General features: G+C 72.4%; 22 protein-coding genes and 1 pseudogene. 9 read left to right on the top strand and 14 right to left on the bottom strand.

From position 1 onward, the window contains the following. The first annotated feature begins 7 nt into the window (after positions 1-7). A complete protein-coding gene (locus ACYVAG_RS15710; RefSeq protein ID WP_460771211.1) occupies positions 8-658 on the top strand; it encodes a 4a-hydroxytetrahydrobiopterin dehydratase in 651 nt (216 codons plus the stop codon). A gap of 58 nt (positions 659-716) precedes the next feature. Here ACYVAG_RS15710 and ACYVAG_RS15705 read toward each other — a convergent pair whose 3' ends face one another. From ACYVAG_RS15705 to ACYVAG_RS15670, 8 genes are all read right to left on the bottom strand, one after another. After that, a complete protein-coding gene (locus tag ACYVAG_RS15705) occupies positions 717-1,160 on the bottom strand; it encodes a VOC family protein (RefSeq protein ID WP_460771209.1) in 444 nt (147 codons plus the stop codon). Between the two features lie 92 nt (positions 1,161-1,252). Then, positions 1,253-1,804 (bottom strand): bifunctional adenosylcobinamide kinase/adenosylcobinamide-phosphate guanylyltransferase, encoded by a 552-nt coding sequence (locus tag ACYVAG_RS15700; RefSeq protein ID WP_460771208.1) that lies wholly within the window; start codon positions 1,802-1,804, stop codon positions 1,253-1,255. Then, on the bottom strand, positions 1,795-2,562 hold the full coding sequence (locus ACYVAG_RS15695; protein WP_460771205.1) for an adenosylcobinamide-GDP ribazoletransferase: 768 nt from the start codon (positions 2,560-2,562) through the stop codon (positions 1,795-1,797). The genes ACYVAG_RS15700 and ACYVAG_RS15695 overlap by 10 nt, the downstream gene beginning before the upstream one ends. Positions 2,563-2,564: 2 nt before the next feature. Beyond that, positions 2,565-3,611, bottom strand: a complete 1,047-nt coding sequence (gene cobT, locus ACYVAG_RS15690) for a nicotinate-nucleotide--dimethylbenzimidazole phosphoribosyltransferase (protein WP_460771204.1) — start codon at positions 3,609-3,611, stop codon at positions 2,565-2,567. A gap of 130 nt (positions 3,612-3,741) precedes the next feature. Beyond that, the gene (gene cobC / locus ACYVAG_RS15685; protein WP_460771202.1) at positions 3,742-4,800 is read right to left on the bottom strand and encodes an Rv2231c family pyridoxal phosphate-dependent protein CobC; all 1,059 of its coding nucleotides are present in this window, start codon (positions 4,798-4,800) and stop codon (positions 3,742-3,744) included. After that, the gene (gene cobO / locus ACYVAG_RS15680; RefSeq protein ID WP_460771200.1) at positions 4,797-5,414 is read right to left on the bottom strand and encodes a cob(I)yrinic acid a,c-diamide adenosyltransferase; all 618 of its coding nucleotides are present in this window, start codon (positions 5,412-5,414) and stop codon (positions 4,797-4,799) included. Before cobO ends, cobC begins: the two co-directional genes overlap by 4 nt. Before the next feature lie 154 nt (positions 5,415-5,568). Then, positions 5,569-7,062 carry a M20/M25/M40 family metallo-hydrolase gene (locus ACYVAG_RS15675; RefSeq protein ID WP_460771198.1) on the bottom strand — a complete coding sequence of 498 codons (1,494 nt, stop codon included), beginning with the start codon at positions 7,060-7,062 and terminating at the stop codon, positions 5,569-5,571. A 128-nt stretch (positions 7,063-7,190) separates the two neighbouring features. After that, positions 7,191-8,624, bottom strand: coding sequence for an L-lactate permease (locus ACYVAG_RS15670; RefSeq protein ID WP_460771196.1), 1,434 nt, complete (start codon positions 8,622-8,624; stop codon positions 7,191-7,193). A gap of 62 nt (positions 8,625-8,686) precedes the next feature. Between ACYVAG_RS15670 and ACYVAG_RS15665 the strand changes: the two genes are divergently transcribed. Continuing rightward, on the top strand, positions 8,687-10,039 hold the full coding sequence (locus tag ACYVAG_RS15665; RefSeq protein WP_460771194.1) for a cation:proton antiporter: 1,353 nt from the start codon (positions 8,687-8,689) through the stop codon (positions 10,037-10,039). A gap of 15 nt (positions 10,040-10,054) precedes the next feature. Here ACYVAG_RS15665 and ACYVAG_RS15660 read toward each other — a convergent pair whose 3' ends face one another. From ACYVAG_RS15660 to ACYVAG_RS15645, 4 genes are all read right to left on the bottom strand, one after another. Beyond that, positions 10,055-11,347 (bottom strand): DUF1501 domain-containing protein, encoded by a 1,293-nt coding sequence (locus tag ACYVAG_RS15660; RefSeq protein ID WP_460771193.1) that lies wholly within the window; start codon positions 11,345-11,347, stop codon positions 10,055-10,057. A gap of 10 nt (positions 11,348-11,357) precedes the next feature. Then, a complete protein-coding gene (locus ACYVAG_RS15655) occupies positions 11,358-12,650 on the bottom strand; it encodes a DUF1800 domain-containing protein (RefSeq protein WP_460771192.1) in 1,293 nt (430 codons plus the stop codon). 90 nt (positions 12,651-12,740) lie between these two features. Continuing rightward, complete coding sequence (locus ACYVAG_RS15650) at positions 12,741-14,663, bottom strand: penicillin-binding transpeptidase domain-containing protein (protein ID WP_460771190.1); 1,923 nt, start codon at positions 14,661-14,663, stop codon at positions 12,741-12,743. Between the two features lie 3 nt (positions 14,664-14,666). Continuing rightward, entirely contained in the window at positions 14,667-16,559 is a 1,893-nt protein-coding gene (locus ACYVAG_RS15645) for a penicillin-binding transpeptidase domain-containing protein (protein WP_460771187.1), read from the bottom strand. Between the two features lie 112 nt (positions 16,560-16,671). Between ACYVAG_RS15645 and ACYVAG_RS15640 the strand changes: the two genes are divergently transcribed. Continuing rightward, positions 16,672-17,091, top strand: a complete 420-nt coding sequence (locus ACYVAG_RS15640; protein WP_460771185.1) for a pyridoxamine 5'-phosphate oxidase family protein — start codon at positions 16,672-16,674, stop codon at positions 17,089-17,091. Here ACYVAG_RS15640 and fdhD read toward each other — a convergent pair. Then, positions 17,039-17,944 carry a formate dehydrogenase accessory sulfurtransferase FdhD gene (fdhD, locus tag ACYVAG_RS15635; protein ID WP_460771182.1) on the bottom strand — a complete coding sequence of 302 codons (906 nt, stop codon included), beginning with the start codon at positions 17,942-17,944 and terminating at the stop codon, positions 17,039-17,041. The two genes, ACYVAG_RS15640 and fdhD, sit on opposite strands and share 53 nt — an antisense overlap. 53 nt (positions 17,945-17,997) lie before the next feature. Between fdhD and ACYVAG_RS15630 the strand changes: the two genes are divergently transcribed. Further along, a complete protein-coding gene (locus ACYVAG_RS15630) occupies positions 17,998-19,209 on the top strand; it encodes a pyridoxal phosphate-dependent aminotransferase (RefSeq protein WP_460771181.1) in 1,212 nt (403 codons plus the stop codon). On the opposite strand, the gene ACYVAG_RS15625 is transcribed toward ACYVAG_RS15630, so the two are convergent. After that, the gene (locus tag ACYVAG_RS15625; RefSeq protein WP_460771179.1) at positions 19,163-19,837 is read right to left on the bottom strand and encodes a DedA family protein; all 675 of its coding nucleotides are present in this window, start codon (positions 19,835-19,837) and stop codon (positions 19,163-19,165) included. The two genes, ACYVAG_RS15630 and ACYVAG_RS15625, sit on opposite strands and share 47 nt — an antisense overlap. 117 nt (positions 19,838-19,954) lie before the next feature. On the opposite strand from ACYVAG_RS15625, the gene ACYVAG_RS15620 reads away from it, so the two are divergent. The 5 genes and pseudogenes from ACYVAG_RS15620 (at position 19,955) to ACYVAG_RS15600 (ending at position 25,552) form a co-directional block, all read left to right on the top strand. Continuing rightward, positions 19,955-21,031, top strand: a complete 1,077-nt coding sequence (locus tag ACYVAG_RS15620) for a ferredoxin reductase (protein WP_460771176.1) — start codon at positions 19,955-19,957, stop codon at positions 21,029-21,031. A gap of 61 nt (positions 21,032-21,092) precedes the next feature. Beyond that, positions 21,093-22,328 (top strand): fatty acid desaturase family protein, encoded by a 1,236-nt coding sequence (locus ACYVAG_RS15615; protein WP_460771174.1) that lies wholly within the window; start codon positions 21,093-21,095, stop codon positions 22,326-22,328. Positions 22,329-22,357: 29 nt separating this feature from the next. Continuing rightward, a complete protein-coding gene (locus ACYVAG_RS15610; protein WP_460771173.1) occupies positions 22,358-23,962 on the top strand; it encodes an LLM class flavin-dependent oxidoreductase in 1,605 nt (534 codons plus the stop codon). A 94-nt stretch (positions 23,963-24,056) separates the two neighbouring features. Then, positions 24,057-24,689: pseudogene (locus tag ACYVAG_RS15605) on the top strand (DUF222 domain-containing protein); the annotation flags it as partial. Between the two features lie 134 nt (positions 24,690-24,823). Continuing rightward, positions 24,824-25,552 (top strand): HNH endonuclease, encoded by a 729-nt coding sequence (locus tag ACYVAG_RS15600; RefSeq protein WP_460771171.1) that lies wholly within the window; start codon positions 24,824-24,826, stop codon positions 25,550-25,552. Positions 25,553-25,570: the final 18 nt, after the last annotated feature.

Genomic DNA, 25,570 nt, shown 5'->3' with positions numbered 1-25,570 from the left:
TGATGCCATGGCGAACAATGACGGAATCACTGAGGCGCAGGCCTCCGAGCGGCTGGCCGACTGGCGCATGGTGGCCCACCGCGCCCACCTGACCATCGACTGCGGCGACTTCGTACAGGCGATGGCGTTCGTCAACGCCGTGGCCGACCTGGCCGAGGCCGCGAACCATCACCCCGAGATCGACATCCGCTGGTCGCGCGTGCACCTCGCGATGTCGTCCCACGACGTCGGCGGCATGAGCGAGCGCGACGTGGAACTCGGGACGAAGATCGCCGACCTGGCGCGCGAGCGCGGCCACGACGTCGACGTGACGCGGTTGGCGGAGACCCAGATCGCCATCGACGTGCGCGACATGGCCGCCGTGCTGCCCTTCTGGAAGGCGGTGTACGCCTATGAGCAGGTCGGCGATAACCACCTGAAGGATCCCGAGAAGGTCGGGCCGACGATCTGGTTCCAGGAGACCACGGAGGAGCGCGCCGAGCGGAACAACCTCCACATCGACGTCGACGTGCCGCACGACGAGGTGGAGGTGCGGCTCAAGGCCGTCCTGGACGCGGGCGGGCGGTTGGTCACTGACGAGTTCGCGCCGGCGTGGTGGGTGCTGGCCGATCCGGAGGGGAACGAGGCGTGCCTGTGCACGTGGAGGAACCGGGACTGACGGGGCGCTTCGCCGAACTCGCGGGGCGCCCGGCCCGCGGCGCAGCCGCGCGGCGCCCCTACTGGTCGCTCAGGGCCTCCGACAGCATCACGATGATCCCCTCCGGGCCGCGGACGTAGCAGAGCCGGTAGGCCTCCTCGAACTGCACCACCTCGCCCAGCAGGGCGAAACCCGCGGAGCGCACGTGGGCCACGGCGGCGTCGATGTCGTCGACCGCGAAGGCGATGCGGCGCAGGCCAAGGGTGTTGGCGGGGGCCTCGGGGTCGCTGGGTCGTGCTTGCGGCGACAGGAACCTCATCACCTCCAGGCGGCCGTGGCCGTCGGGCGTCTGCAGCATCACGACCTGCGTACGCACCCCCGACAGGCCCACACACCGGTCGACCCACCCGCCCTCGACCGTGGTCTCGCCCAGGACCGTCAGCCCCAGGCCGACGAAGAAGTCGCGGACCGTGGCGAGGTCGTCGACGACGATGCCGATGTTCTCCAGTGACTGGATGGTCATGCGAGGTCCCGCTGGTGGGTCGCGCGCCCGATGTGTTCGCTCATGGGACCAGTTTCGCCCCGCTCAGGGGTCGCGGGCTTCTCCGATCGTGCTCAGAGCACGAGCACGCGTCCGGCCACCACGAGGTGCACCTCGTCGCACGCCTCGGCGATCGTCTGGTTCGTCCGTCCCAGCCAGTCGGCGAACACGCGGCCCGAGCGGTGTTCCGAGACCAGGCCCCAGCCCACCTCGTTCGTCACGCCGACCAGCGTCTGATCGCAGGCACGCCACGCATGCGCCAGGTGGTCGATCCGCGATTGGAGCTCCGCTTCCCAGTCCGTACGCGAGTCCCAGGCGCCGAGGTCGTCGAGCTGGCGCGTCAGCCACGTGCCGAGGCAGTCGACGATCAACGGGGTGGTCGCCGCCCGCAGAGCTCCGACCACGTCGGCCGTCTCGAGCGTCCGCCAGTGGACCGGCCGGCCCTGCTGGTGGGCCGCCACCCGCGCCGCCCACTCCGAGTCGGCGACCGGGTCCGGCACGTGGCCCGGCGCCACGTAGGTCACCACCGAAAGCCCTGCCAGCAACGATTCCGCGTGGCGCGACTTGCCGGAGCGTACGCCGCCGGTCACCAGCACTCTCTGAGCCCCGCCACGCGTCACCGGCATGCCAACACCACCAGCAGCAGCGTCAGCGCGACCTCGATCGAGGCTCCCATCACGTCACCGTTCACGCCGCCGAAGACGATGCGGCACTTCCGCACCAGCAGGGCCACCCCCGCGTACGCGACCGCCGCGGCCAGCGCCCCGTGCCACCAGGCGAGCCCGACCAGCGATCCCACGAAACCCAACCCCGCAAGGCCGATCGACCACCACAGCGCCGCCGCCCACCGCGGCACCGACTGGGCCACCACGTGGCCGAGGTCGGATCCCGGCATCGCCGCGATCCCTTGCAGGCAGGGGATCGTCAGGGCCGAACGGGACAACGGCACCAGCAGCGTTGCGAGGGCCCAGCCCCACTCCAGCTCAGCGACGCGCGACCAGCCGATGACCTGGGCGACCGCCACGACCACGAGCCACAGCGCGCCCATCGGCCCGACGTCGCCGCGCAACATCACCGCGCGCGCCCGCTCGGGGTCCCAGCCCGCGCCGAGCCCGTCGACGACGTCGGCGAACCCGTCGACGTGCATCGCCCGCGTCGCCCAAGCCAGCCCGGCCACGACGACGACCCCGATCAGCAGGGCAGGAGCGTGCACCAGCGATCCCAACCACAGCAGCGATCCGGCCAGCAGGCCCAGCGGCACCACGGCGAACGGCGCCAGCGTCATCGCCACGCGCGCCGACGCCGGCGTCGCGTCGAACCGCCCGCTCGGGATGACGGTGAGCGTCCCCACCGCCATCCTCATGCCGTCGCCGAATGCGCTCACGCTCAGGTCCGTGCCCCGGGCGCCGCCGGCGCGACGAGATCGGACAGCAGCGCCATGTCGCGCAACACCCCGACGGCCGCGCGGACCACCGGCACCGCCGCCATCGCCCCAGACCCTTCGCCCAGCCGCATGCCGAGGTCGAGGATCGGCGTCAGCCCCAGCTGCGCCAGCGCGTACGCCTGTGCGGGTTCGGTCGACCGGTGGCCCGCCTGGAACCAGGCCGCGGCTCCCGGCGCATACCGCTCGGCCAGCAGCGCTTCGGCCGTCGCGATCAGCCCGTCCACCAGCACCGGTACGCCGGCCTCGGCGGCGCCGGCCAGGAAGCCCACGCCCGCGGCGATGTCGGCCGATCCCAACGCGGCAAGGAGATCCACGACGTCGTCGGTGCGTCCGGCCGCGCGCTCGAGCGCGGCCCGGATCACCGCGACCTTCCGCTCCCGGCCCTCGTCGTCGATGCCCGTCCCGGTTCCGGTCACCGCGTCGGCGTCGAGCCCCAACACGGCGGCGACCAGTGCCGCGGCCGGGGTCGTATTACCGATGCCCATGTCGCCGACGATCAGGAGGTCGGCCCCGGCGGACGCCTCCTCGGCGGCGACCTGCCAGCCGGCGTGCAGGGCCTCGGCGGCCTCGGCCGCGGTCAGTGCATCCTCGACGTCGATCGAGCCCGACCCGCGCCGCACCTTGTGGTCGGTGACGCCCGGCAGGTCGGACAGGTCGGCGTCGACACCCAGATCGAGTACGCGTACGTGGGCGCCCTGCTGGTTCGCGAGCACGTTCATCGCAGCCACGCCGCCGGCGAACGCGCGCACCATGGCGGGCGTCACCTCGACCGGATAGGCCGATACGCCAGCGGCTGCGACGCCGTGGTCGCCGGCGAAGATCACTGCCCGGACGTTGTCGAGCGGTCGCGGCGGGCACACGCCCTGACAGGCGGCGATCCAGGCGCCGAGCTCCTCGAGGCGACCCAGCGCCCCGAGCGGCTTGGCGAGTGCGGCGTGGCGCTCGACGGCGTCCGCGTGCGCGGTCGCGGAGGGAGGGGTGATCGTCATCGTGACTCCTTTGCGGGGTTCAGCGCCCCGTTCGTGGGTGGAGTGCGTTGCGACCCGGGTCTGACTCTCACAGTGGCGCGACCGCGCCGGAATCCCACCGGCTTCCGAGGAGCAACGAACGCCGCCGACTCTACCCGCCTGCGCCCCCGGTCGAGTCCGCACCCGCCAGCACCCGGCCCAGCGCCGCGACGAACGCCTCGCTCGTCGCCTCGTCGCGCACTGCCACGCGGATCCACGGCGGTCCCAGGCCCGGAAACGTGTCCCCGCGCCGGACGGCGAACCCCTCGGCGTGCAGGGCCTCGCGTACGCCGGCACCCACCTCCGCCAGCACGAACGGCGTACGCGGCTCCCCGGAAACCCTCACCCCGAGCGATCCCAACCCGGCCACGAGATGCGCGCGCCGCGCGTCGAACAACCGTGCTGCTTCCTCGGCTTCGGTGCGCGCCCGATGGCTCGCCACCGCGCACATCACTGCGAGCGCCGGGGTCGAGACCGACCAGTGCGGCTGCTGCGCCGCCATGGCCGTGACGAGCTCCGGATCGCCCACCACATAGCCCGCCCGCAGGCCCGCGAGTCCCCACGTCTTCGTCAGCGACCGCAGGACCACGATGCCCGCCATGTCCTTGCCGATCAGCGATTCCGGCTCGCCCTGCACCGCATCCATGAACGCCTCGTCGACCACCAGCCCGCGCCCGTCGCGCCGGAGCGCCCGCAGCTCGTCGGCCGCGTGCAGCGCCCCCGTCGGGTTGGTCGGATTGCCGACGACGACGAGGTCGGCGGCGTCATCCACCGCCCCGGGCGCCAGCCGGAATCCCTGCCCCGCCTCGAGAATCGCCCACCGCGGCGTACGCCCCGCTGCCCGAAGCGCCGTGTCGGGCTCGGTGAACTGGGGGTGCACGACCAGCGGGTCCGCCCCCGCCAATCCTCGCGCCATCAGCGTGAACGCCTCGGCGCCCCCCGCGGTCGGCAGGACCATGGCCTCGTCGACGCCGTGATGGGCGGCCAGTGCCGCCCGCGCCGCGCCCGCGTCGGGATAGGAACCCAGCCCCGCAAGGGATTCCCGGATCACCGAGGCCAACCAAACCGGCGGCTCGGCCACCCGCACGTTCACCGCCAGGTCGACCATCCCGGGCCGCACGTCCCGGTCGCCGTGGTGGCCCAGGTCGGGCTCACCCGGCGCCCGGCTCACCACTCGATGCCCTTCTGGCCCTTCTGTCCCGAGTCGTGGAAGGGGTGTTTGACCTGACCCATCTCGGTGACGAGGTCGGCGATCTCGACGATGCGGGGGTCGCAGTCGCGACCGGTCATGATCACGTGTTGTGTGCCGGGCCGCTGCGTCAGGGTCTCCACCACGTCGTCGGCGTCGATCCAGCCCCACTTCACCGGATAGGTGAACTCGTCCAGCACATACAGCGTGTGGGCCTCGGCGGCCAGGCGGCGCTTGATCTCCTGCCAGCCCTCGGCAGCCTCCGCGGCGTGGTCCTCGGTCGAGCCCTCCTTGCGGCTCCACGACCACCCCGAGCCCATCTTGTGCCACTCGACCGGACCGCCCTCGCCGGTCTCCTCGTGCAGGCGACCCAACCGCTCGAAGACCGTCTGCTCGCCGATGCGCCACTTCGCCGACTTCACGAACTGGAACACGCCGATCGACCAGCCCTGGTTCCAGCCGCGCAGGGCGAGGCCGAACGCCGCGGTCGACTTCCCCTTGCCGGGGCCGGTGTGGACGACGGTCAGCGGCCGGTTGCGGCGCTGGCGCGTCGTGAGGCCGTCATCCGGCACGTTGACAGGGGTTCCTTCGGGCATCGATCAGACCTTTCGTGAGCTCCCGCGATCCTGCCACGACGCGGACCGGCCCGCCCCCGGGGGATGGGGGCGGGCCGGCCGCTGGGTGTCACTTCGACTCGCTGCGCTCGCTCAGTGAGCGTGGACTCGCTGCGCTCGCTCAGTCAGCCCGGAGTCAGCGCACCGACTCCTCGGTCTGCGGAGTCACCTTCTTCGGCTTGCCCGACTTGCCGCGGCTCTCCTTGCCGTTCACCATCGACGTGTCATAGGCCAGCGTGCCGACGGCCGCGCCCATCGCCTTGATGTTGATGTCGATGGCCGCCCGGTTGATGTTGGACAGGTCGTCCTTGGGCGTGTGGTAGTTCGGGTCATAGAGGATGCCCTCGGTGCCGCCGAACATCGCGACCTCCTTGGCGGTCTTCTTGCCGTCGGCCCCGGTGAACAGCCCCGACGCCGGCACGCCGTTGACGATGAAGGCCTGATAGTCGGAGCGGCCCGAGAACTCGGTGTCGACCCACGGCTGACCGGTCGCGTCGAAGTGGTCGGTGAAGACCTTCTCGAGCGCCGCCGAGCCCTCGGGCACCGCGACGGGGGCCTGATAGGTCGACTGGTTCGCGTCATAGACGCCGATGATGTGGTTCGGCGACCCGACCATGTCGAAGTTCAGATAGCCGGCGATGTTCTTCAGCTCCGCCGGGTTGTTCTTCACGAGGTCGTTCACATAGTGCGTCGACCCGAGCAGGCCGATCTCCTCGGCGCCCCACCAGGCGAACCGCACCTTGTTGTTGACCTTGTTGACCGAGCCGAGCTGGACGGCGGTCTCCAGGATGGCGGCCGAACCCGAGCCGTTGTCGTTGATGCCGGGGCCGTCGTGGACCGAGTCCAGGTGGGCGCCGACCATGACGACGTTGTCGGCGCGACCTGTCGCCGTCTCGGCGAGGACGTTGAACGTCTTGCGCGTCTCGACGACCTTGTCGAGCACGAACGTCATGGTCACCGGGCCCCTGGCCATCTCGGCCTTCAGGGCCTCGCCGTCGGCCTTCGTGATGCCGGTGACGGGGGCGTACGCGTCGCCGGGCGCGCCGAGGGTGCCGTTCAGGGCGCCGTCGGCGTTGTTGTAGATGATCGCGGCGGCGGCGCCGGCGGTCTTCGCAGCGGTGGCCTTCTGGGCGAACGGACAGGTGCCGCGGGAGATCAGGGCGATGCGACCGGCGGCCGAGACTCCCGCCCAGTCGGCGGCGTCGCAGCCGAAGTTGGCCGGCGAGACCAGCGAGGCGGTGACGCCGCCCGGCGGCGTGGCCGGCGAGTAGGTCATCGGGTTGTGCGCGAAGGTGCGCGCGGTGGGGGAGACCTCGGTCAGGGAGGTCGCATTGACGTGCTCGTAGACGAAGTCGAAGTACTGCCGCTTCGTCGTGTAGCCGGCGGCGCGCAGCGTCTTCTCGACGTACGCCCCCGAGGCCTCGTAGCCCGGCGTGCCCGCGGCGCGGTCGCCGTGGGTGTCAGCGATCTTCTGGAAGGCGGCCAGGTGGCCCATGACGCGCTCGCCGGAGACGGCGCGCGCGAGCTTGGCGGAACTGTTCGGGTTGCCGGCGGCCGCGGGGGCGGCGACCAGGGTGGTGGCGGTCAGTGCTGCGGCTGCGATGGCAGCGGTTCGACGCTGAAGGCGCACGGGAGTCCTCCTTGACTCGGGTGGTGGCCCCGCTGTGATCGGGGTCACAGCGACAATAGAGACTTGTTCAGTATTTGAGAAGACCCCAAAAGAATTTGGCGAGAATTCAGGCGACGGTCAGGAATGGCTCACGCGGCGACCACACCGATGACCCCGAGCCCCACCATCACCACGAGCCCCAGGCCCAGCAGGGTTCGGTTCGCCGCGCCCGTCGTCTCCGCCGCGTCCGCGTCGACCATGGCCACGGCGAGCGCGACCCGGGTCGGGGCAGCGATGGTCAGCACGCCGGACCCCACGTTCTGGATGGCCAGCAGGTGGCCCTTCGCCACCCCGAGCTGGGTGGCCGCCTGGGCCTGGCTCGCGGCGAACATCGCGTTCGCCCCGGCGTTCGAGCCGGCGATGTAGCCCCCCAGGCCTGCGACGAACGACGATACGAAGAGGTACGCGGGCCCCATCGACGCCAGCGCCCGGGCGACCTCCGCGCTCATGCCGGTCGCGGTCAGCAGCGCCCCCAACACCAGGAACCCACCCGTGGCCACACCGACCGGCCACCATTTCCGCGCCGCCGCGACGACGACGTCCCGCGCCGCGTCCCCCCTCAGCCCCAGCAGCGCCATGCCGGTCACCCCGGCCACCAGCGACCAGACCGACCCGTGGGTCAGCAGCCGCGCGACGCCGGGCACCGCGATCCCGCCCGACTCCAGCCCGCGCACGACCAGCGTCGACGCGAGCAGGCCCACCACGAGCACCGCGTACGGGGTGAACGCCCGCAGGGTCGCACGGTCCATCGCCAGGTCCACGCGGTGCACGAACCGGAACCGCAGCAGGCACGCCGCCGCCGCGCAGAGCCCCCCGATCGCCCCGCCGAGCGCCGGTCCGAGCAGGGCATTGATCGCCATCAGGCCGCCCCACAGCGCCGCCGACGCGAGGGCGAGCTCGCCGAGGTGGGCCCCGGTGACCCGGCGGCCGTGGACCACGACGAGGGCCGTCAGACCCGTAGCCACGATCGGGACGGGGGCGATCAGGGCGCTGCGTACGCCGATCTCGTGCAGGGGTACGCCGCCCAGCGACGCCGAGACGAGGCTTCCCGGTGCCAGCGCGCCCCAGGCGGTCAGGAACAAGCCCATCAGGCCCAGCGTGACCGCCTTGACCGGGCCGAACCCCAGGTGGAGCAGCAGCGGCACGGCCACCACTGCTCCCAGCCCGAAGCCCGTCACCGACTCGGCGAACGGCGTCAGGCCCAGCACCATGAGCAGCGCCGCCGACTCGCCGCTGCCGGCCGAGGCCCGCTCGATCCAGGCCGCGATGCGCTCCTGGGCGCCGGTGGCCGCCAGCACCCCGGCCAGCAGGACGCCGCCGAAGAGGATGGCGAGCACCTCCGCGAGCGTCGGAGCCAGCGCGAGCCCCGCATCGGCCAGCCGGCCGCCCGGGACGCGGAACCGGGTCGCGGCCAGTACGCCGGCGACGGCGATCGAGAGCACCGCGGCCCGCGGCGCCGAGACCCGCAGCGCCAGACAGGCGAGCGCCGCGAGCAGGGGGAGGGCGGCCAGCAGGGCGGTCATGCACGCGAGGCTATTCGGTCCCGTGGGCGCCGCCCCGCCGATCTCGTGTAGACATATCCCCCATGGCGATCTCCGCGACCTATGTCGTCACCGGGCTGGCGCTCCTGTTGGCGGTCGTCCTCCCCGTCGCGCTGCGCCGCATCCCCCTGTCGGCGCCGATCATCCTCATCGGCGTGGGAGTCATCATCGGCATGTTGCCGATCAGCGTCACGTTCGTCTCCCCGCTCAAGCAGCGCAACCTCACCGAGCACCTCACCGAGTTCTGCGTCCTCGTCGCCCTCATGGGCGTGGGCCTCGCGCTCGACCGCCCCCTCTCGTTCCGCGACCGCGGTTCGTGGCGGGCGTGGTCGGCGACGTGGCGCCTGCTTGGCATCGCCATGCCACTGTGCATCGCCGGCGTGGCGGTCCTCGGCTGGGGCCTCATGGGACTGCCGATCGCCTCCGCCGTCCTGCTGGGCGCGGCGCTGTCCCCGACCGACCCCGTGCTCGCCTCCGACGTCCAGGTCGAGGGCCCGGCCACCGACAGCACGCGCCGGGATGACGACAGGGACGACGACAAGGACGACGAGGGCGACGACGCCGACCAGCCCGTCGGCTCCGCCGAGGTCGACGAGTCCGACGAGGTGCGGTTCGCCCTCACCTCCGAGGCCGGGCTCAACGACGGGCTGGCCTTTCCTTTCGTCTACGCGGCGATCTTCCTGGCGTCGAAGGGCCCCGTCCAGGAGTGGGGCCTGCACTGGTTCGGCTGGGAGCTCGTCGGCAAGATCGTCGTCGGTGTCGCCGTCGGCGTGCTGTGCGGGTGGCTGCTCGCGCGGATCGCCTTCCGTTCCCGCGCCGACGCACTGCGCGTGGCAGAGAAGGGCGAACCCCTGCTGGCGCTGGCGGTGCTGCTGCTGACCTACGGGCTGGCCGAGCTCGTCGAGGGCTATGGCTTCATCGCCGTCTTCGCGGCGGCCATGACGTTGCGGTCGACCGAGCGCCACCACGACTACCACCGCCAGATGCACGAGATGATCGAGCGTCTCGAGCAACTCGTCACCCTCGTCGCCCTGCTGCTGCTCGGCGTCGCGCTGTCCGACGGCCTGCTGAAGGCCCTGACCTGGCAGGGCGCCCTGGTGGCAATCCTGCTGATCCTCGTCGTGCGGCCGGTGGCCGCGTACGCGTCCCTCGCCCTGTTCGCCGACCGCGAGCGCATCGGGAACCGTCCCGTCTCGGGACCCGAGCGGCGCGCGATCGCCTTCTTCGGCGTTCGCGGCATCGGTTCGCTCTATTACCTCGCGTACGCCACCGGCCACGCCACCTTCCCCGGGGCCGAGCAGCTCTGGGCGACGGTCGGGTTCGCCGTGCTGGTCTCGGTCATCGTGCACGGCGTGGCGGCGACACCGGTGATGAAGCGCCTCGAGGAACGCGGCTGACCTCCTGCGCGGCGGCTAGGCCACGACGGGCAGTTCCTTGTCCCACCCGCCCAGGTGCTGGGCCGGGTCGCTGCCGAGCACGCGATGGAGCAGGTTCGCATAGACCGACCGAAAATCCACCGTCACCTTCAGGTCGCCGTCATCGAGGTCGGTCAGGCTCGGCTGGTCGCCGTGGAAGCCCGGCCGGACCGCGTCGCCCATGACGAACATGGGCCCCGCCGTGCCGTGGTCGGTGCCCTGCGAGGCGTTGGCCTGCACCCGACGGCCGAACTCGGAGTGCACGACCGTCACGACCCGGGATCCCCGGCCGCTGGCGTCGAGCCGGCGCTGGAAGTCGACCAGGGCCTGGTCGAGCTGGCCCAGCAGCCGTTCCTGGGCGTCGCGCTCCCCGGCGTGGGTGTCGAAGCCGCCGAGCGACACCGAATAGACGCGCGTCGGGAGGCCCATCTCGATCATGGTCGCGGCGAGGGCGAGCTGGCCGCGCAGCCCCTCCGCGCCGCCGGTCCGCGTGGCCGCGCCGGGGTCATGGGCCGGCGGCCAGGCGGTCTCGTCCTCACGGTGGCGATCCACCGCGGGGTTGAGCTGGGTCATGGCGCGCTGGAGGGCCGCGTACGACTTCGCCGCCTCGGCCATCAGCGGGGTGTCCCCGCCGTCGGACTGGCCGAGCAACATCAGCGCATCGCCCAGCCCGCCACCGCCGAGCTTGAGGCCCCGCGGCGGGCACGTGACGCCCGCCAGCCGCTCACCGACGAGGACCGGCGGGAGGGTCGACTCCAGGGAGATCGCGCGCAGCGGGTCGTTGGTGGTGTCGAGCCAGCGCCCGATCCAGCCCGACGGCTGGGGGCGGCGCGGGTCGGCGGTCTGCCAGATCGCCATCGACCGGAAGTGGCTGTGGTCGGGCTGCGGATAGCCCACGCCGCGCACGATGGCGAGCCGGTGGTCGTCCCACAGCCCCTTCATCCCGGTCATCCCGGGGTTGAGGCCGAGTCCGTCGCCCAGCCCGAGGGTCTCCTCGGGCTTGTACGCGAGCTGGGGCCGCGCCTGCTGATAGGCCACGTCGCCGGCCGGGATCACGGTGCCGAGTCCGTCGTTGCCGCCGTAGAGCGTGACCAGCACCAGGACGCTGTCCGTCGTCGACAGGGGTGTCTCGACGGCCCGCCGCTGCAGGTGCTCCCACGTGACCGCGCCACCGACACCGGCCGCCGCCAGACCGGCGGTCGCGCCCGTCCAGGCCAGGAAGCGCCGTCGCGTCGCGCGCGGGACCGCGGTCGATCCGCCCTCGAGCGGCGGGAGGCTGGGTGTGCTCATCGGATGCTCCTCATCGGCTGATCACGACTTCAGGCGAACAGGCGGCGACGACGAAGGCGTGCGCCATGTTGGTGTCGACCTTGGCCAGCGCGGTGCGCGTGCGGGGCGTCCACGTCACGCCGAACGCCCGCGCCCACGCCTCGGCGACGGTCTGGCCGTCAGCAGGGCGGCGCGCCGAGAGCTTGGCCGACGCCGCGATCTGGGAGGCCAGCTGGGTCCGGGCCAGTGACGGCGACGACGACAACCACACCTGCCCCGACGGCCAGCCCCCGACCGACGGGGGCACGAACGGGACCTGGCCCATGCGCCGCAGCAGGCCGATCACCGAATCGAGGGCCTTGGGCTCCCAGGTCCGCAGGTCGGCCCCGACGGCGCGCACCACGCCGACGAACCAGTCGACGGGCGACCTCACCATCGCGTAGGCGTCGTCGGAGAACGCCGGGTCGCGGGCGAGCGCGCCCATCAGCGCGCGGATGTCGCCCCCCGCGTACGCCGACAGCAGCCGCGCCCTCGTCGCCGCGGGGGCGGGCCGCTCGCCCATGAAGCGGAACCACACGCGGTCGACCACGAAGGCCGCGGACTCGGGCCGGGCCAGGCAGAGGTCGACGAAGGCGCGTGCGTCGTGGGTGCCGGTGTGGCCGAAGATCGTCGTCGGACGGGCGTCCTGCTGCTTCGGGTTGAGCACGGCGCGCCCGTCGGTGACCTGCCACCCGGTGAGGGCGCGCGCTCCCTCGCGCACGTCGGCCTCGGTGTAGTTGCCGACCCCGAGGCAGAACAGCTCCATCAGCTCGCGGGCGAGGTTCTCGTTGGGCGACTTCGCGTTGTTGCGCTGGCCGTCGAGCCACAGGATCAGCGCGGGGTCGACGACCATGGCCCGCGCCAACTCGCGGAAGTCGCCGAGCGCGTGGCGGCGCAGGGTCTCGTTCTGCGTCAGCATCAGCGCATTGGGCGTCACCTTGCCGACCGAGGTGGCGAAGTGGCCGTGCCAGAACCAGGTCATGCGCTCGCTCAACTGGTCGTGGGCGGTCGCCATGCGGACCAGCCACCACCGCGTCATGGCCTGGCGGTTGGCCTCCTCGATCTCGTTGGCCTCGCGCATCTCCTGGACCGAGGACTTGCTGGTGATCTTCGGCCGCGGGCGCATCTCGGGCGGCGGCGTCGCCGCGGCGCCGGGATCGGTGTCGGGGCGGGTGAGCAGGGCGGCGATGGCGTCGGTGTGCTGGCCGCGCTCCTGCGGCGACGCGCCGAACCCCAGGCGCTCCCACGCGCGCCGGTTCACGAGCTGCTGGTTCAGTCGGGCCATGGGTCCCATCTTCATCCCAGGTGGGTGCACCAGACCAGAGCACCCACCATCACTTCAGCGAAGGCACAGGTTGGGACGGCGCCGTTGCCGTCAGCCTAGGAACGCCTTCACGATCGGCCCGGCCGTCGTCGACCCCGAGTCGCCGTCGGCGACCCAGACGGCCACGGCCAGGTCGTCGGCGTACGCGATCATCCAGGCGTGCGTCCGCGGGGGTGTCGCCGTGCCGTATTCGGCCGTGCCGGTCTTCGCGCCCTGCGCCACGCCGCGCAGCGACGCGCCGGTGCCGCCGTCGACGACCCCGCGCATCATGCGGCCCAGGGCGTCGGCCTCGCCGGTGGTGAGGGGTACGCGGGGGGCCGGCGGGGCCTTGGCGTCGATGAGCTGGGGGATGACGGTGTGGCCGGCCCGGACCGACGCGGCGACGGCGGCCATGGCCATGGGCGAGGCCTCGGCCTTCCCCTGGCCGATCATGGTCTCGGCCAGGCCCACGACGTTGGCGGGCTCGCCGGCCTGGCCGAAGAACGACGGGAACCCGGCGTCGAAGTCCTGGCCCAGTCCCAGCGAGGCCGCGGCGTCGCGCAGCTGGGCGGGCGACACGCGCTGGTGCTCGGCGATCAGCGCGGTGTTGCAGGAGTACGCGAGGGCCTGCGCGAGACTCAGCGTGCCGATCCGCGACGCCGGGAAGTCGGAGTAGTTCTTGAACGTGCGCCCGTCGACCGTCACCGTCTCGGTGCACTTCAGGGGCGAATCGGGCGTGAGGCCCGAGCGCAGCAGGGCCAGCGCGGTCACGACCTTGAACGTGGAGCCGGGGGCATATTTCCCGAACGTCGCGTCGGGGTTGCCGTTGCTCCCCGCCGCGTTCGCGGCGGCGACCACGCGGCCGGTCGAGGGCCGGATCGCCACGAGGGACGCGGCGCCGGGCACCCGCGCCATCACCGTTTCGGCCTTCTTCTGCAGTTCGAGGTCGAGGCTCGTCGCGAGGTCCTGCCCGGGTGTCGCGGGCGACTCGAAGACCACCTCGGGCGGCGCCGACGGGCTCGGGGCGGGGGCCGGCGTTGCGCCCGGTGAGGCCGTGGGCGACGGGGTGGCGGCGCGCGGCACGATCGCGACGCGCGTCGACGGGCGGCCCCGCAGGGACTCGTCCCACCGCTTCTGCAGGCCGGTCGACCCGGCCTGGTCGCCGGGGAACAGGCCGCCCCTGGACTCGGCGACCTGCTGGGGGGTGGCCTCGGCGACCGTGCCGATGATCTCGGGCGCCAGTTCGCGGTCGACGGCCACGCTGCGGCGCACCGCCACCTTGATGGCGCCGGGGATGTCGCGCCACCCGGCCGGATCGGGGTGGTTCGCCCGCACCGTGATGGCCTCCACGAACTGCTGCGGCCCGGCGCCGCGCACCGCGGCCGCGTACCGTTCCGCGTCGACCCCGTACGCCGTCGCGAGTCTCTGGGCCGCAGCCTCCGCCTGGTCGGCGGGGACGCGGGCCTTGTCGATGCCGACGCGCGCCAGCTGCTGGGTCTCGGTCAGCGGGGTTCCGCCCGCCCCGGTGATGCGGCCGCGGTCGGCCTGGCCGCTGGTGTGCACCAGGCGGGTGTCGACGCGGAGGGCCGGGTGGACGACCGACGGCTGCCAGACCAGCGTCCACGCGTCGTTCTTCCAGGTCAGCCCGGCGGTGGTCGCATAGGTCCACGCGTTCGGCGCGAACGGCCACCGGTACGCGAGGTCGACGGTCACGTCGGGTCCGGTGCGGCGCTGCCCGGTGACGGTGACCTGGGGCCGCAGCCCATCCATGCCGCGGAGGATCTCGGCGAGCTGGGGGTTCGGGTCGACCGTCGCCGCCGTCCCGGTCAGGTCGCCCCGGCCGAGCCCGGCTGCGAGCTGCTCGATCGCCGGCGCGGGATCCGGCCCGTCCTTGGGCGGCGGCGGCGCGCCGCCGGGGGTGCCGCACGACGCGACTCCCAGGGAGAGCGCGACGACGGCCGACAGGCCCGCAGCCCGGCGCCGTAAGGACCCCACGGGTCAGGACTTCCTGGTCGGCTTGGCGGTCGATCCCGAACGGGCGGCGCCCGCGGCCATCTTCGTGATCAGTGATTCGGCCGTCACCCGCGACGTCTTGGCGTCGCCGATGACCACCGCGTACGCGATGTCCTTGCTGTAGCCCACCACCACGCGGCGTCCGTCGACGTCGCCGTCGATGCCGCCCTGCAGCCCGCTGATCGAGGCGCCGCCCGCCTTCATGAGGTCCTGGAGTGCCTTCAGCTCCTCGGGGGCGAGCTGCTTGTCGGACGTGGGGCGGAACCGCTCGGTCACCCACGGCACCACGGGGCGGCCCGACGAGATCGTCGCGGCCATGGCGGCGAGCCCCAGCGGCGAGGCGGTGAGCTGGTCGGTGCCGGCCAGGGCCTGGGCCCGGCCCCCCTCGGCGGCCAGGTCGCCCGCGGCGCCGAGCCTCGCGGCGAAGCCCAGGTCGGGCTGGCCGGTGAGGCCGAGGTCGGCGAGGGCGTCGGCGTACGCCTGGGGCTGGACGCGGCCGGCCTGTTGGGCCAGCGCCGGGGAGCAGCCGCGCGCCGCTGCCTGGGCGAGCGTCATGGAGCCGCTGGCCGACGCGCTGGCCGGGCGGTCGATGGTCGCGCCGCCGACCGTGGCCGACTTCTCGCAGGTCACCTTGTCGGACGGTTTCGCGCCCGCGCGCACGAGGGCGAGCACGGCCGCCGGCGAGGCGGCCAGGCCGGGGTGGAACTCGCCGGTGGTCGCATCGGGGCGACCGCGACCCGCCGGGCTCTCGGCCGCGGCGAGGATCGCCCCGTCGCTCGTCCGGACGGCGGCGACGGCGATGGGGACGTTCGCGGTGACGAGGACGTCCTCGGCCGCGGACTGGAGGTTGGCGTCGATCGTCGTCACGACGCTGGTGCCCTCTCGGGCCTGGAAGTCGGCCAGGATCGTGTCCTTCTTGGGCTCGGTGGAGCCCACCTCGGCGGCCCGCGGGGCGAGGAAGACCTTGCTCTCGCCACCACCGCGCAGCGTGTCGTCGAAGCGCTCCTGCAGGCCGCTGCGGCCGATGATGTCGCCCGCGCCCACGCGGCCCTGCGACGCGGCGGCATCGGCGGGCGTCGCGGTGGTGACGGTGCCGACGATGGAGCGGGCGAAACCCGGGTCGCGGCCGACCGGCAGGGTCATCTCGCGCTGGACGGCTCCCGGGATCCTGTCGAGGGCGCCCCACGGCAGCGCGTTGCGGTGGACGCCGATGGCGTCGACCCGGGCGTCGGCGGGGGCCTTGGCGACGCGGTCCGCGTACGCCGCGGGGTCGATGAGCAGCAGTTCGGCGAGTGCCCGGGCCGAGGTCTCGGCCGCACCGCCGGCCTTCGCCTTGTCGATGCCGACCATCAGGGCGGGGGAGGACCCGACGAGCACGGCGCCCTGGGCTCCGGTGATGCCGCCGCGCGAACCGCTGCCGACGGTCCGCTCGAGCCGTGTCTCCGGCGAGAGCGACGGGTGGATGGCCTCCGGGGTCCAGACGAGCTTCCAGGTTCCGCCGTCGTTGGCGAGGGTCGCCTTGGCGCGATAGGTCCACGGATAGGACAGCGGCCAGGTGTAGTCGAGGTTCACCGTCGCCCCGGTGCCGTTGCGGATCGTCTGGTCCATCTTCACGTCGGGTCGCAGACCTCCCATGCCCTTGAGCACGTCGGCCAGGTCCTTGCTGGGGTCACCGCTCTTGACGGGGAAGCCCGCGAGGTCACCGGAGGTGAGCCGTTGCGCGAGGTCGCGGCCCGCCTCGTCGGCGGTCTGGGGCTTGGGCGTCGGCGCCGCGCCCTTGCCGTCGGCGCCTCCGCCGCAGGCGGTCGCAGCGACGAGGGTCGCCGCGATCGCGCTCGCCAGAAGGGTGCGCCCGGGCACGCGGAAGGACGTCGGCACGGAGGGGCTCCTGGGGTCTCGGATGCGGTCCGGCCCATTTTAGGCAACGCCTCCAACCCCCGGGGGCCGCGGTCTAGGCTGGAGGTCCGGCCGGCCGCGCAGGAGGTATGCCATGACCACCCCCGATCCCACCCACCTCACCCGTGACGAGTGCTGGGAGCTGCTCCACGAGGCCGAGCTCGGCCGACTCGCCTGGGCGGACGACGACCAGGCGACGATCCTGCCGATCAACTATGCGGTCGACGAGCACACCATCGTGTTCCGCACGGCCGAGGGCAGCAAGCTCGAGGCCGTCGTGGGGGATCGCCCCCTGGCGTTCGAGGTCGACGTGGTCGCCGACGAGGTGGGCCGCAGCGTGGTGGTGCGGGGCCACGGCCACGTGTTGCCCGCGTCGGAGGGGGCGCGACTCGAGCAGGTCGGTCTGCGGCCGTGGCTCGGCACGGCGAAGCCGGTGTTGGTGGAGTTGTCGCCGACCGACGTCAGTGGGCGGCGCTATCCGCTGGCGAGGCCGTGGCGCTCGATGCGTCGCTGATCCGGTCCGGCCGCGCGTACACGTTCGCCGACGGCGCCCGCGTGAACCCCAGCAGCGTCAGCCCGGCCTCGGTCGCGACCTCGACGGCCAGCGACGAGGGCGCGGACACCGCGACCAGCGCGGGGATCGCGGCCATCAGGGCCTTCTGCGTGAGCTCGAAGCTGGCGCGTCCCGAGACGACGAGCACGTGGCCGCGCAGGGGGAGCCGGTCGTTCAGCAGCGCCCAGCCGATGACCTTGTCGACGGCGTTGTGGCGGCCGACGTCCTCGCGCGCGACGAGCAGGTCACCCGCGGGCGTGAACAACCCGGCGGCGTGCAGGCCGCCGGTGCGGTCGAAGGCGCGCTGGTGTTCGCGCAACCGGTCGGGGAGCGCGACGAGGACGGCCGGGTTGAGCGTCACCGGGTCGTCGGCGACCTCCCACGGCATCTGGGTGCGGATCGCGTCGATGCTGGCCTTGCCGCACACCCCGCACGAGCTGGTCGTGTAGAAGTTCCTCGTCACGTCGACCGACGGGGGCGCCACCTGCGGCGCGAGCGCCACGTCGAGGACGTTGTAGGTGTTCTGCGCGAACCCCCCGGAGCCCGCCTCGGTCAGGTCGTCGTCCGGCACCACCGCCCCGGCGCAGTAGCGGGCGATCGCGACGTCGCCGCGTCCCGCGATGACCCCCTCGGTCGCGAGGAATCCGTGGGCGAGTTCGATGTCGTGACCCGGCGTACGCATGGTCACCGCGAGCGGGGCGCCGTTCACCCGGATCTCGAGCGGCTCCTCGGCGACGACGTGGTCCTCGCGCGTGCGGCGACCGCCGTCGGCGTCGATGCGCGTGATGCGGTGGCGTGCGGTGACCCGTCCCATGCGTCGATCCTAGGCGGGTTCGTCGATGCCGGGTGCGGCCCTACGATCGGCCCATGTCGTCGTCACGCATGCAGCCGTCGCGCAGGTCCGACATCCCCGCCTTCGAGGTCATGAACATCGTCCAGCGGGTCGTGGACCTGCGGGCGCAGGGCGTCGAGGTCATCTCGCTGTGCGTGGGTGAGCCCGCCCAGGGCGCCCCCACCGCCGTACGCCGCCGCGCGGCCGCGTCGATGACCGACGGGAGCGACCTCGGGTATTCGTCGGCGTACGGCCTGCACGAGCTGCGCGCACAGATCGCCGCCCACTACGCCCGCTGGTATGCGCTCGACGTCGCCGTGGACGACATCGCCATCACGACGGGGTCGTCGGGCGGGTTCCTGCTTGCCTTCCTCGCGGCGTTCGACGCCGGGGCGCGCGTGGCGATGGCGCGGCCGGGCTATCCCGCCTACCGCAACCTGCTCGGCGCGCTCGGCTGTGAGGTCGTCGAGCTCGACTGCGGCCCCGAGGTGCGGTTCCAGCCCACGGTCGAGCTGCTCGCGGACGCCCACGCGCGGGCCCCGCTGGCCGGGCTGGTGCTCGCGTCGCCGGCCAACCCCACCGGCACGATGGTCCCGGCCGACCAGCTGGCGGCGATCGCGCGGTGGTGCGCCGAGAACGGCGTACGCCTGATCTCCGACGAGATCTACCACGGCATCACCTTCGGGCCGGACGCCTCACCGGGCGAGTGCGCCTGGGCCCACGACCGCTCGGCGATCGTCGTCTCGTCGTTCTCGAAGTTCTGGGCGATGACCGGCTGGCGCCTCGGCTGGGCGCTGGTGCCGCGCGACCTGTGGGCGCGGTTCGGGTCGCTCGCCGGCAACGCCGCGCTCTGCCCGCCGGTGCCGGCCCAGCACGCGGCGCTCGCCGCGTTCGACGAGTCCGCGTACGCCGAGGCGGAGCAGGCGGTGGCGGGGTTCGCCGCGGCGCGGCGGGAGGTGCTCGACCGTCTCGAGGCGCTCGGGTGGACCGACGTCGCGCCCGCCGACGGCGCGTTCTACGTGTACGCGCGCCCGCAGCTGGGTGCGTATGCCGACTCCCGCGCGTGGTGCGAGGCCCTGCTGGAGGCCGAGCGGGTCGCCGTGACGCCCGGCACCGACTTCGACCCGGTCCACGGCCACGCCACCGTACGCATCTCCCTGGCCGCGGGTGCCGCGTCCGTGGCCGAGGCGATGGAGCGGATCATTCGCTTTCAGGACTCGGCTTCTGCCGCACCCGGTGGACGATGAACCAGGCGAGCGCGATGACGAGGACGACGATGATGACGTTCTGGAAGACCCCGGTGTATTTCTCGACCTTCGACCACTGGGACCCCAGGGCATAGCCCGCGCCCACGAGGACGGTGTTCCACACCGCGCTGCCGGCCGCGGTCCACAGCGTGAACTGGAGCAGCGGCATGCGCTGGACGCCCGCGGGGATCGAGATGAAGCTGCGGAACATCGGCACCATGCGGCCGAAGAACACCGCGCGGCGGCCGTGGCGGCCGAACCAGGCGACGGTCTTGTCGATGTCGGAGACCTTCATCAGCGGGATCTTCCGAGCCAGCGATCGCAGGCGCTCGATGCCGAGTCGGCGCCCGAGCTCATAGAGGACCAGGGCGCCGACCGTGGAGCCGATCGTGGTCCATAGGATGGCGTCGAACATGCTGAACCGGCCGCGGGCGGCGGTGAAGCCGGCCAGCGGGAGGATCACCTCGCTGGGAATCGGCGGGAAGATGTTCTCGAGCGCGACAGCCACCCCGGCTCCGGGGGCGCCGATCACGTCCATCAGGCCGACGAGCCAGTTGATCAGCGGGCCGAGGAGATCGCCGGCCAGCGCGAGGATCGGGGCGGCGAGGGGGGTGGGGGAGGTCGTCACCCGGCTGATTCTAGGGGGCGTCGGCAACCGCGGCACGGTGGCGTATTGTCGACATAGGAACCCCTCCAATCCCCCTACGGTGTCGTAACTTACGGGACCGTAGGTTAGGCTTGTCCCATGAGTGCCAGCACCGCGTCGACCTCCTCGCTGCTGGGCGGCGTACGCCGCCTCGCGGAGGCGCTCGCGTCCCCGCGCACCCCCGGTGACTACCTCGACCTGTTCGATCCGCTGCGTTCCGGGGCCGACATGCGCGGCCGCATCGTGGCCATCCGTCGCGAGTCCGGCTCGGCCGTGACGGTCGAGCTCAAGCCCGGCCGCGACTGGCGCGGCCACGTCCCGGGGCAATACGTCCGCATCGGCGTCGAGGTCGACGGCGTACGCCAGTGGCGCGCCTATTCGATCACCGGGGCCGCCGGCTCCCCGACCCTCACCATCACCGCGAAGCCCATCCTCGGCGGCGCGGTCAGCAACCACCTCGCGACCACCGCCAAGGCCGGCGACCTCGTCATGCTCGAGCAGGCGGCGGGCGAGTTCGTGCTGCCGGAGACGATGCCCGCGCGACTCCTGTTCCTCACCGCCGGCTCCGGCATCACGCCGGTCATCGGCATGCTCCGCGGCCACGCCGACGAGCTCAGCGACGTCGTCGTCGTCCACAGCGCGCCCAGCGCCGACGAGGTCGTGTTCGGCCCCGAACTGCGCGCGCTGGCGGCCGACGACCGCGTACGCCTGATCGAGCGCCACACCGAGCTCGAGGGACGCCTCGCGGCCGACCAGCTCGACGCCCTGGTGCCCGACTGGCGCGAGCGCGAGACGTGGGCGTGCGGCCCGGCGGCCATGCTGGACGACTTCGAGTCCCACTGGGCCGAGGCCGGCCTGGCCGACGCGCTCCACATCGAGCGGTTCCGCCCGACGGTCCTCGCCGAGCCGGGCGAGGGCGGCGACGTGGCGTTCGCGAAGTCGGGCGTGGACGTCGACGCGCCCGGCGACCGCCCCCTGCTCGACGTCGGCGAGGACGCCGGCGTCCTCATGCCGTCGGGCTGCCGCATGGGCATCTGCTTCGGCTGCGTCGCGCCCCTGCGTACGGGCACGGTGCGCGACCTGCGCACCGGCGAGACCCACAGCGCGACCGACGACCCCGTGATGATCCAGACCTGCGTCTCGGCCGCGGCCGGGACGTGCGTGATCGACCTCTGACCTGAACCTGATCCCCTGATCCCCGAACCTGATCCCCGAGCAGCGCCCCGAAGGAGAGCCCATGACGACCACCGTGGCCCGCACGACCGATACCGACATCACTGATTCGCGCACGACCGCGAAGCGCACCACCGAGACCAGCGTCGCGCTGACCCCCGAGCAGATCGCCGACATCGGTCGCGAGCTCGACCAGATCCGCGCCGACATCATGGGGTCGCGCGGCGCCGCTGACGCCGCGTACATCCGTCGCGTCATCAAGACCCAGCGCCTGCTCGAGCTGACCAGCCGCGCGGTGCTGCTGTTCTCGATCTTCCCGCCGGCGTGGCTCGTCGGCACCGCCGGGCTGTCGATCGCCAAGATCATGGAGAACATGGAGATCGGCCACAACGTCCTCCACGGCCAGTGGGACTGGATGCGCGACCCGAAGATCCACTCGACCACGTGGGAGTGGGACTTCGTCTCGCCCGCCGCGCAGTGGAAGCACACCCACAACGAGCTCCACCACACCTACACGAACGTGATCGGGCGCGACAACGACCTCGGTTACGGCATCATGCGCGTCGACGAGAAGCAGCCCTGGACGCTCTATTCGCTGGTGCAGGCGCCGGTGAACCTGCTGAACGCGATCTTCTTCGAATACGGCATCGCGCTCTATGACATGGAGACGCTGGAATACCAGCAGGGCCACGTCGAGAAGGAGGTCTTCGTCGAGAAGGCGAAGGCGACGCTGCGCAAGGTCGGCCGCCAGGTCGGCAAGGACTTCGTCCTCCACCCGCTGTTGTCGGGCCCGTCGTTCCTCCACACCATGGCGGCGAACGCGACGGCCAACCTCGTCCGCAACGTGTGGACCCACTCGGTCATCATCTGCGGTCATTTCCCCGACGGCGTCGAGGCGTTCGAGACCGACTCGATCGAGGGCGAGACCAAGGACGAGTGGTATCTCCGCCAGATGCTCGGCTCCGCCAACATCTCCGGCTCGAAGTTCTTCCACCTGATGACCGGCAACCTGTCCCACCAGATCGAGCACCACCTGTTCCCCGACATGCCGTCGAACCGCTACCACGAGGCGGCGCCCCGCGTCCGCGCGCTGTTCGAGAAGCACGGCCTGCGCTATGTCATCGGTCCCATGCACCGCCAGCTAGGTTCGGCGTGGTGGAAGATCATGCGGCTGTCGCTGCCGAACCAGGAAGAGGGGCGTACGCGGGGCCGCATCATCGCCGACGCCGCGAAGGGCGCGATCGGGCGCGGCGTACGCGGGCTTGCGCGCAAGATCCCGCAGCCGGCGATCGGGGTCTGACCGTACGTTCCTCTGGTTCACAATGAACCATGCCCGACCATCTCCAGGACCTGCGCTTCGGACTGTTCCCGACCCCGACCGCCGCTGACCCCGACGGCGTGGTCGAGCTCGCCGTGCTCGCGGAGTCGCTCGGCCTCGACCTCGTGTCGATCCAGGACCACCCCTACCAGGCGGCGCACGCCGACACCTGGACGCTGCTGAGCGCGATCGGCGCCCGCACGTCGACGCTGCGCCTGTCGACCAACGTCGCGAACGTGCCGCTGCGACCGCCGGTGGTGCTCGCGCGCTCGGCCGCGACGCTCGACCTGCTGACCCACGGCCGCGTCGACCTCGGCCTCGGCACCGGCGCGTTCTGGGACGCCATCGAGGCCGCCGGCGGCACGCGGCTGGCCGCCGGCCAGTCGGTCGACGCGCTCATTGAGGCCATCGACGTCATCCGCCAGGTGTGGCGCGGCGAGGGCACGGTGCGCGTGGACGGCGAGCACCACCGCGTACGCGGGCTGAAGTCCGGCCCCGCGCCGGCCCACCCGATCGAGATCTGGCTGGGCGCGTACGGGCCCCGGATGCTCCGCGTCACGGGCCGCCTGGCCGACGGGTGGGTGCCGTCGATGGGGTACGCGGACCCGCCCGCGCTCGGCGACCTGAACGCGCGCGTCGACGAGGCCGCGGTGGCGGCGGGCCGCGACCCCGCGGCGATCCGCCGCATCTACAACATCTTCGGCGCGTTCGGCCGCTCCGCCGACTTCCTGCGCGGCACGCCGACCGACTGGGTCGAGCAGCTCGCCGGTCTCGCGATCGACGAGGGCATGAGCACGTTCATCCTCGGCACCGACGACCCCGACATCCTGCGACGGTTCGCGGCGGAGGTCGCGCCGGGCGTACGTGAGCTGGTGGAGGCGGAGCGGGCGCGTGAGGACGGGGACGAGCGCGATCCCGACGAGACGGCGCACCATCTCGGCACCCCGGAGCGGTCCACGGCCACCGAGCTCACCCCGGACCCCGCCGCCGAGCCCGTCGCCGTCGGCGCCGTCCGCCCCACGCCCGACGACGGCGTACGCCTCACCGGCGACCTGCCGTGGGACGAGGCCTCGCGCCCGCGGGCCGCCGTGCCGCGCGAGGCCGCGTACACCGCCGCCCAGCAGGCCCGGCCCCAACACCTCATCGACGTGCACGACCAGCTCCGCGCCGAGCTGACCCAGCTGCGCGACGTGGTCGACCAGGTGCGGCGCGGACATCTCACGGTGGGCGGCGCGCGGTCGGTGATCAACACGATGTCGCTGCGCCAGAACAACTGGTCGCTGGGCGCCTATTGCGAGTCCTACTGCCGCATCGTCACCGGCCACCACACCCTCGAGGACCACTCGGTCTTCACCCACCTCGTGCGCGCCGATCCCGCCATCGAGCCGGTCATCGAGCGGCTGGTCGAGGAGCACGAGGTCATCGCCGAGACGCTCGAGGCGGTAGACCGGGCGCTGGTGGACCTCGTCACGGGCAACCCCTATGGAGTCGAGGGACGCACGCGACTCGACGCACTCCAGCACGCGATCGACCTGCTGACCGACACGTTGCTGTCGCACCTCGCGTACGAGGAGCGCGAACTGCTCCATCCCCTGGCCCGGCACGGGTTCCAGTAGTTCCCGCGGGAACCCGGGAATTGTCAGAGCCCTCGCGTTGACTGGTCGTACGCACCTTCGCGCCACCACGCCACCCAACCCCGGGGGAACGACCATGACCATCATCGAACTGCCGCCGTCCAGCGCCGCCGCCGACATCGCCGTCGACATCGCCGTCGAGATCGACGCGCTCAGGGCGACCGCCGACCGGTTGGGCCAGGAGCAGGCCCTCAGCCTCGCCGGCGTCATCACGGGCCAGGCCTCGGCCCAGGCGCGCCTCGACCACGACCTGCTGGTGAAGGTCGGCGAGTTCGACGCCGGCGACGGCTCGCGGTGGTTCAACGACATCCGCGACACCGCCCACTGGCTGGCGTGGGCGTGTTCGATGGCTCCGCTGACGGCCCTCGAACACGTACGCGTGGCCCGGGCGCTCCGGCGCATGCCGCGCACGTCGGAGCTGATGGCCGACGGGAGGCTGTCCTATTCGAAGGTGCGGGAGGTCACCCGCGCCGTCGGCCTGGTCGACGAGGCGAAACTGTGTGACCTCGCGCTCCAGATGACCGCGGCCCAACTGGCGCGGGTGGTCCGCACCTACCGCGCCCACACCGGCTCGCGCATCGTGCAGGAGACCAACCGCAGGTTCTCCTGGATCGAACAGGGCGACGGCATGATCCGCATGATCGTCGTCCTGCCGCCCGACGAGGCCGCCGTCGTCCGCGCCGCCCTCGACACCGCCGCGGATCAGCAGCTGGAGCGACGAGGTGCCGATGACGAGCCCGTCGCGGCAGCCGAAGGTGTTGACGCCGAGGTCCCAGCCGCGGATCCGGCCCCTCCTCGCACCGTTCTGTTCGAGGAGCGCATGCCTGAGCCGCCCCCGAAACCGTGCCGTGCGAGGGCTCTGGTCGACGTCGCGCGGGCTATCGCGCCGATGCCGCCCCGGCCGACGAGGCCCTCGTCGTCGTCCACGTCGACGCGGAGGTGCTCGCCGCCGCCGAGGCTCACGTTCCTGTTCCCGCGGGAACCGGCTATGTCGAGGGAGGTGGTCCCATCGAGGGCGCGACCGCCGCCCGGCTGGCCTGCAGCGGGTCGGTCGTCGGGGCCCTGGTCGACGGCGAGGGGGCGGTGCTCAACTTCGGCCGCCGCCGGCGTCTCATCTCGCGCGCCCAGCGCCGGGCGCTGATGGTCCGCGCCAACGGCATGTGTGAATACCCGGGCTGCACCAGCACCCACCGCCTCGACGGACACCACGTGGTTCCCTGGCTCCTCGCCGGGCTCACCGACCTCGACAACCTCGCCCTGCTGTGCCGCCGCCATCACGTGGTCATCCACGAGGGCGGCGTCACGATCACCCGCGACATCGGTGATGACCGTGGCGTCCCGTCGCAGTGGCGGTTCACCAGGCCGAACGGCGAACGCGTGCGCGCGCCCGGCGACCCCGGCTATTGGGACCTCGACACCGACACCCAGATCCTCCAGCTGGTGTGGGCCGCCCGCCGCCACGCCGAGCAGTCGGTGGGCGACATCAGTCCGGTCGGCGGGGGAGCGGGATTCCTGCTGCACGAATGCATCCAGGCGATGTGTGCGATGGCGGTGGCCGCTGAGGCAGGATGAAAATTCCTGGAACGTCCG

The organism is Mariniluteicoccus flavus, assembly GCF_054776655.1.
The sequence above is the reverse complement of the archived record's forward strand: the minus strand, read 5'-3'. Positions and strand labels throughout refer to the sequence as shown.

Bases quoted from the DNA above. Each gene is read 5' to 3' on its own strand.
- ACYVAG_RS15710 (WP_460771211.1), top strand. From the start codon at position 8: ATGGCGAACAATGACGGAATCACTGAGGCGCAGGCCTCCGAGCGGCTG.
- ACYVAG_RS15705 (WP_460771209.1), bottom strand. From the start codon at position 1,160: ATGACCATCCAGTCACTGGAGAACATCGGCATCGTCGTCGACGACCTC.
- ACYVAG_RS15700 (WP_460771208.1), bottom strand. From the start codon at position 1,804: ATGCCGGTGACGCGTGGCGGGGCTCAGAGAGTGCTGGTGACCGGCGGC.
- cobT (WP_460771204.1), bottom strand. From the start codon at position 3,611: ATGACGATCACCCCTCCCTCCGCGACCGCGCACGCGGACGCCGTCGAG.
- cobO (WP_460771200.1), bottom strand. From the start codon at position 5,414: ATGCCCGAAGGAACCCCTGTCAACGTGCCGGATGACGGCCTCACGACG.
- ACYVAG_RS15670 (WP_460771196.1), bottom strand. From the start codon at position 8,624: ATGACCGCCCTGCTGGCCGCCCTCCCCCTGCTCGCGGCGCTCGCCTGT.
- ACYVAG_RS15665 (WP_460771194.1), top strand. From the start codon at position 8,687: ATGGCGATCTCCGCGACCTATGTCGTCACCGGGCTGGCGCTCCTGTTG.
- ACYVAG_RS15660 (WP_460771193.1), bottom strand. From the start codon at position 11,347: ATGAGCACACCCAGCCTCCCGCCGCTCGAGGGCGGATCGACCGCGGTC.
- ACYVAG_RS15655 (WP_460771192.1), bottom strand. From the start codon at position 12,650: ATGGCCCGACTGAACCAGCAGCTCGTGAACCGGCGCGCGTGGGAGCGC.
- ACYVAG_RS15640 (WP_460771185.1), top strand. From the start codon at position 16,672: ATGACCACCCCCGATCCCACCCACCTCACCCGTGACGAGTGCTGGGAG.
- fdhD (WP_460771182.1), bottom strand. From the start codon at position 17,944: ATGGGACGGGTCACCGCACGCCACCGCATCACGCGCATCGACGCCGAC.
- ACYVAG_RS15630 (WP_460771181.1), top strand. From the start codon at position 17,998: ATGTCGTCGTCACGCATGCAGCCGTCGCGCAGGTCCGACATCCCCGCC.
- ACYVAG_RS15620 (WP_460771176.1), top strand. From the start codon at position 19,955: ATGAGTGCCAGCACCGCGTCGACCTCCTCGCTGCTGGGCGGCGTACGC.
- ACYVAG_RS15615 (WP_460771174.1), top strand. From the start codon at position 21,093: ATGACGACCACCGTGGCCCGCACGACCGATACCGACATCACTGATTCG.
- ACYVAG_RS15610 (WP_460771173.1), top strand. From the start codon at position 22,358: ATGCCCGACCATCTCCAGGACCTGCGCTTCGGACTGTTCCCGACCCCG.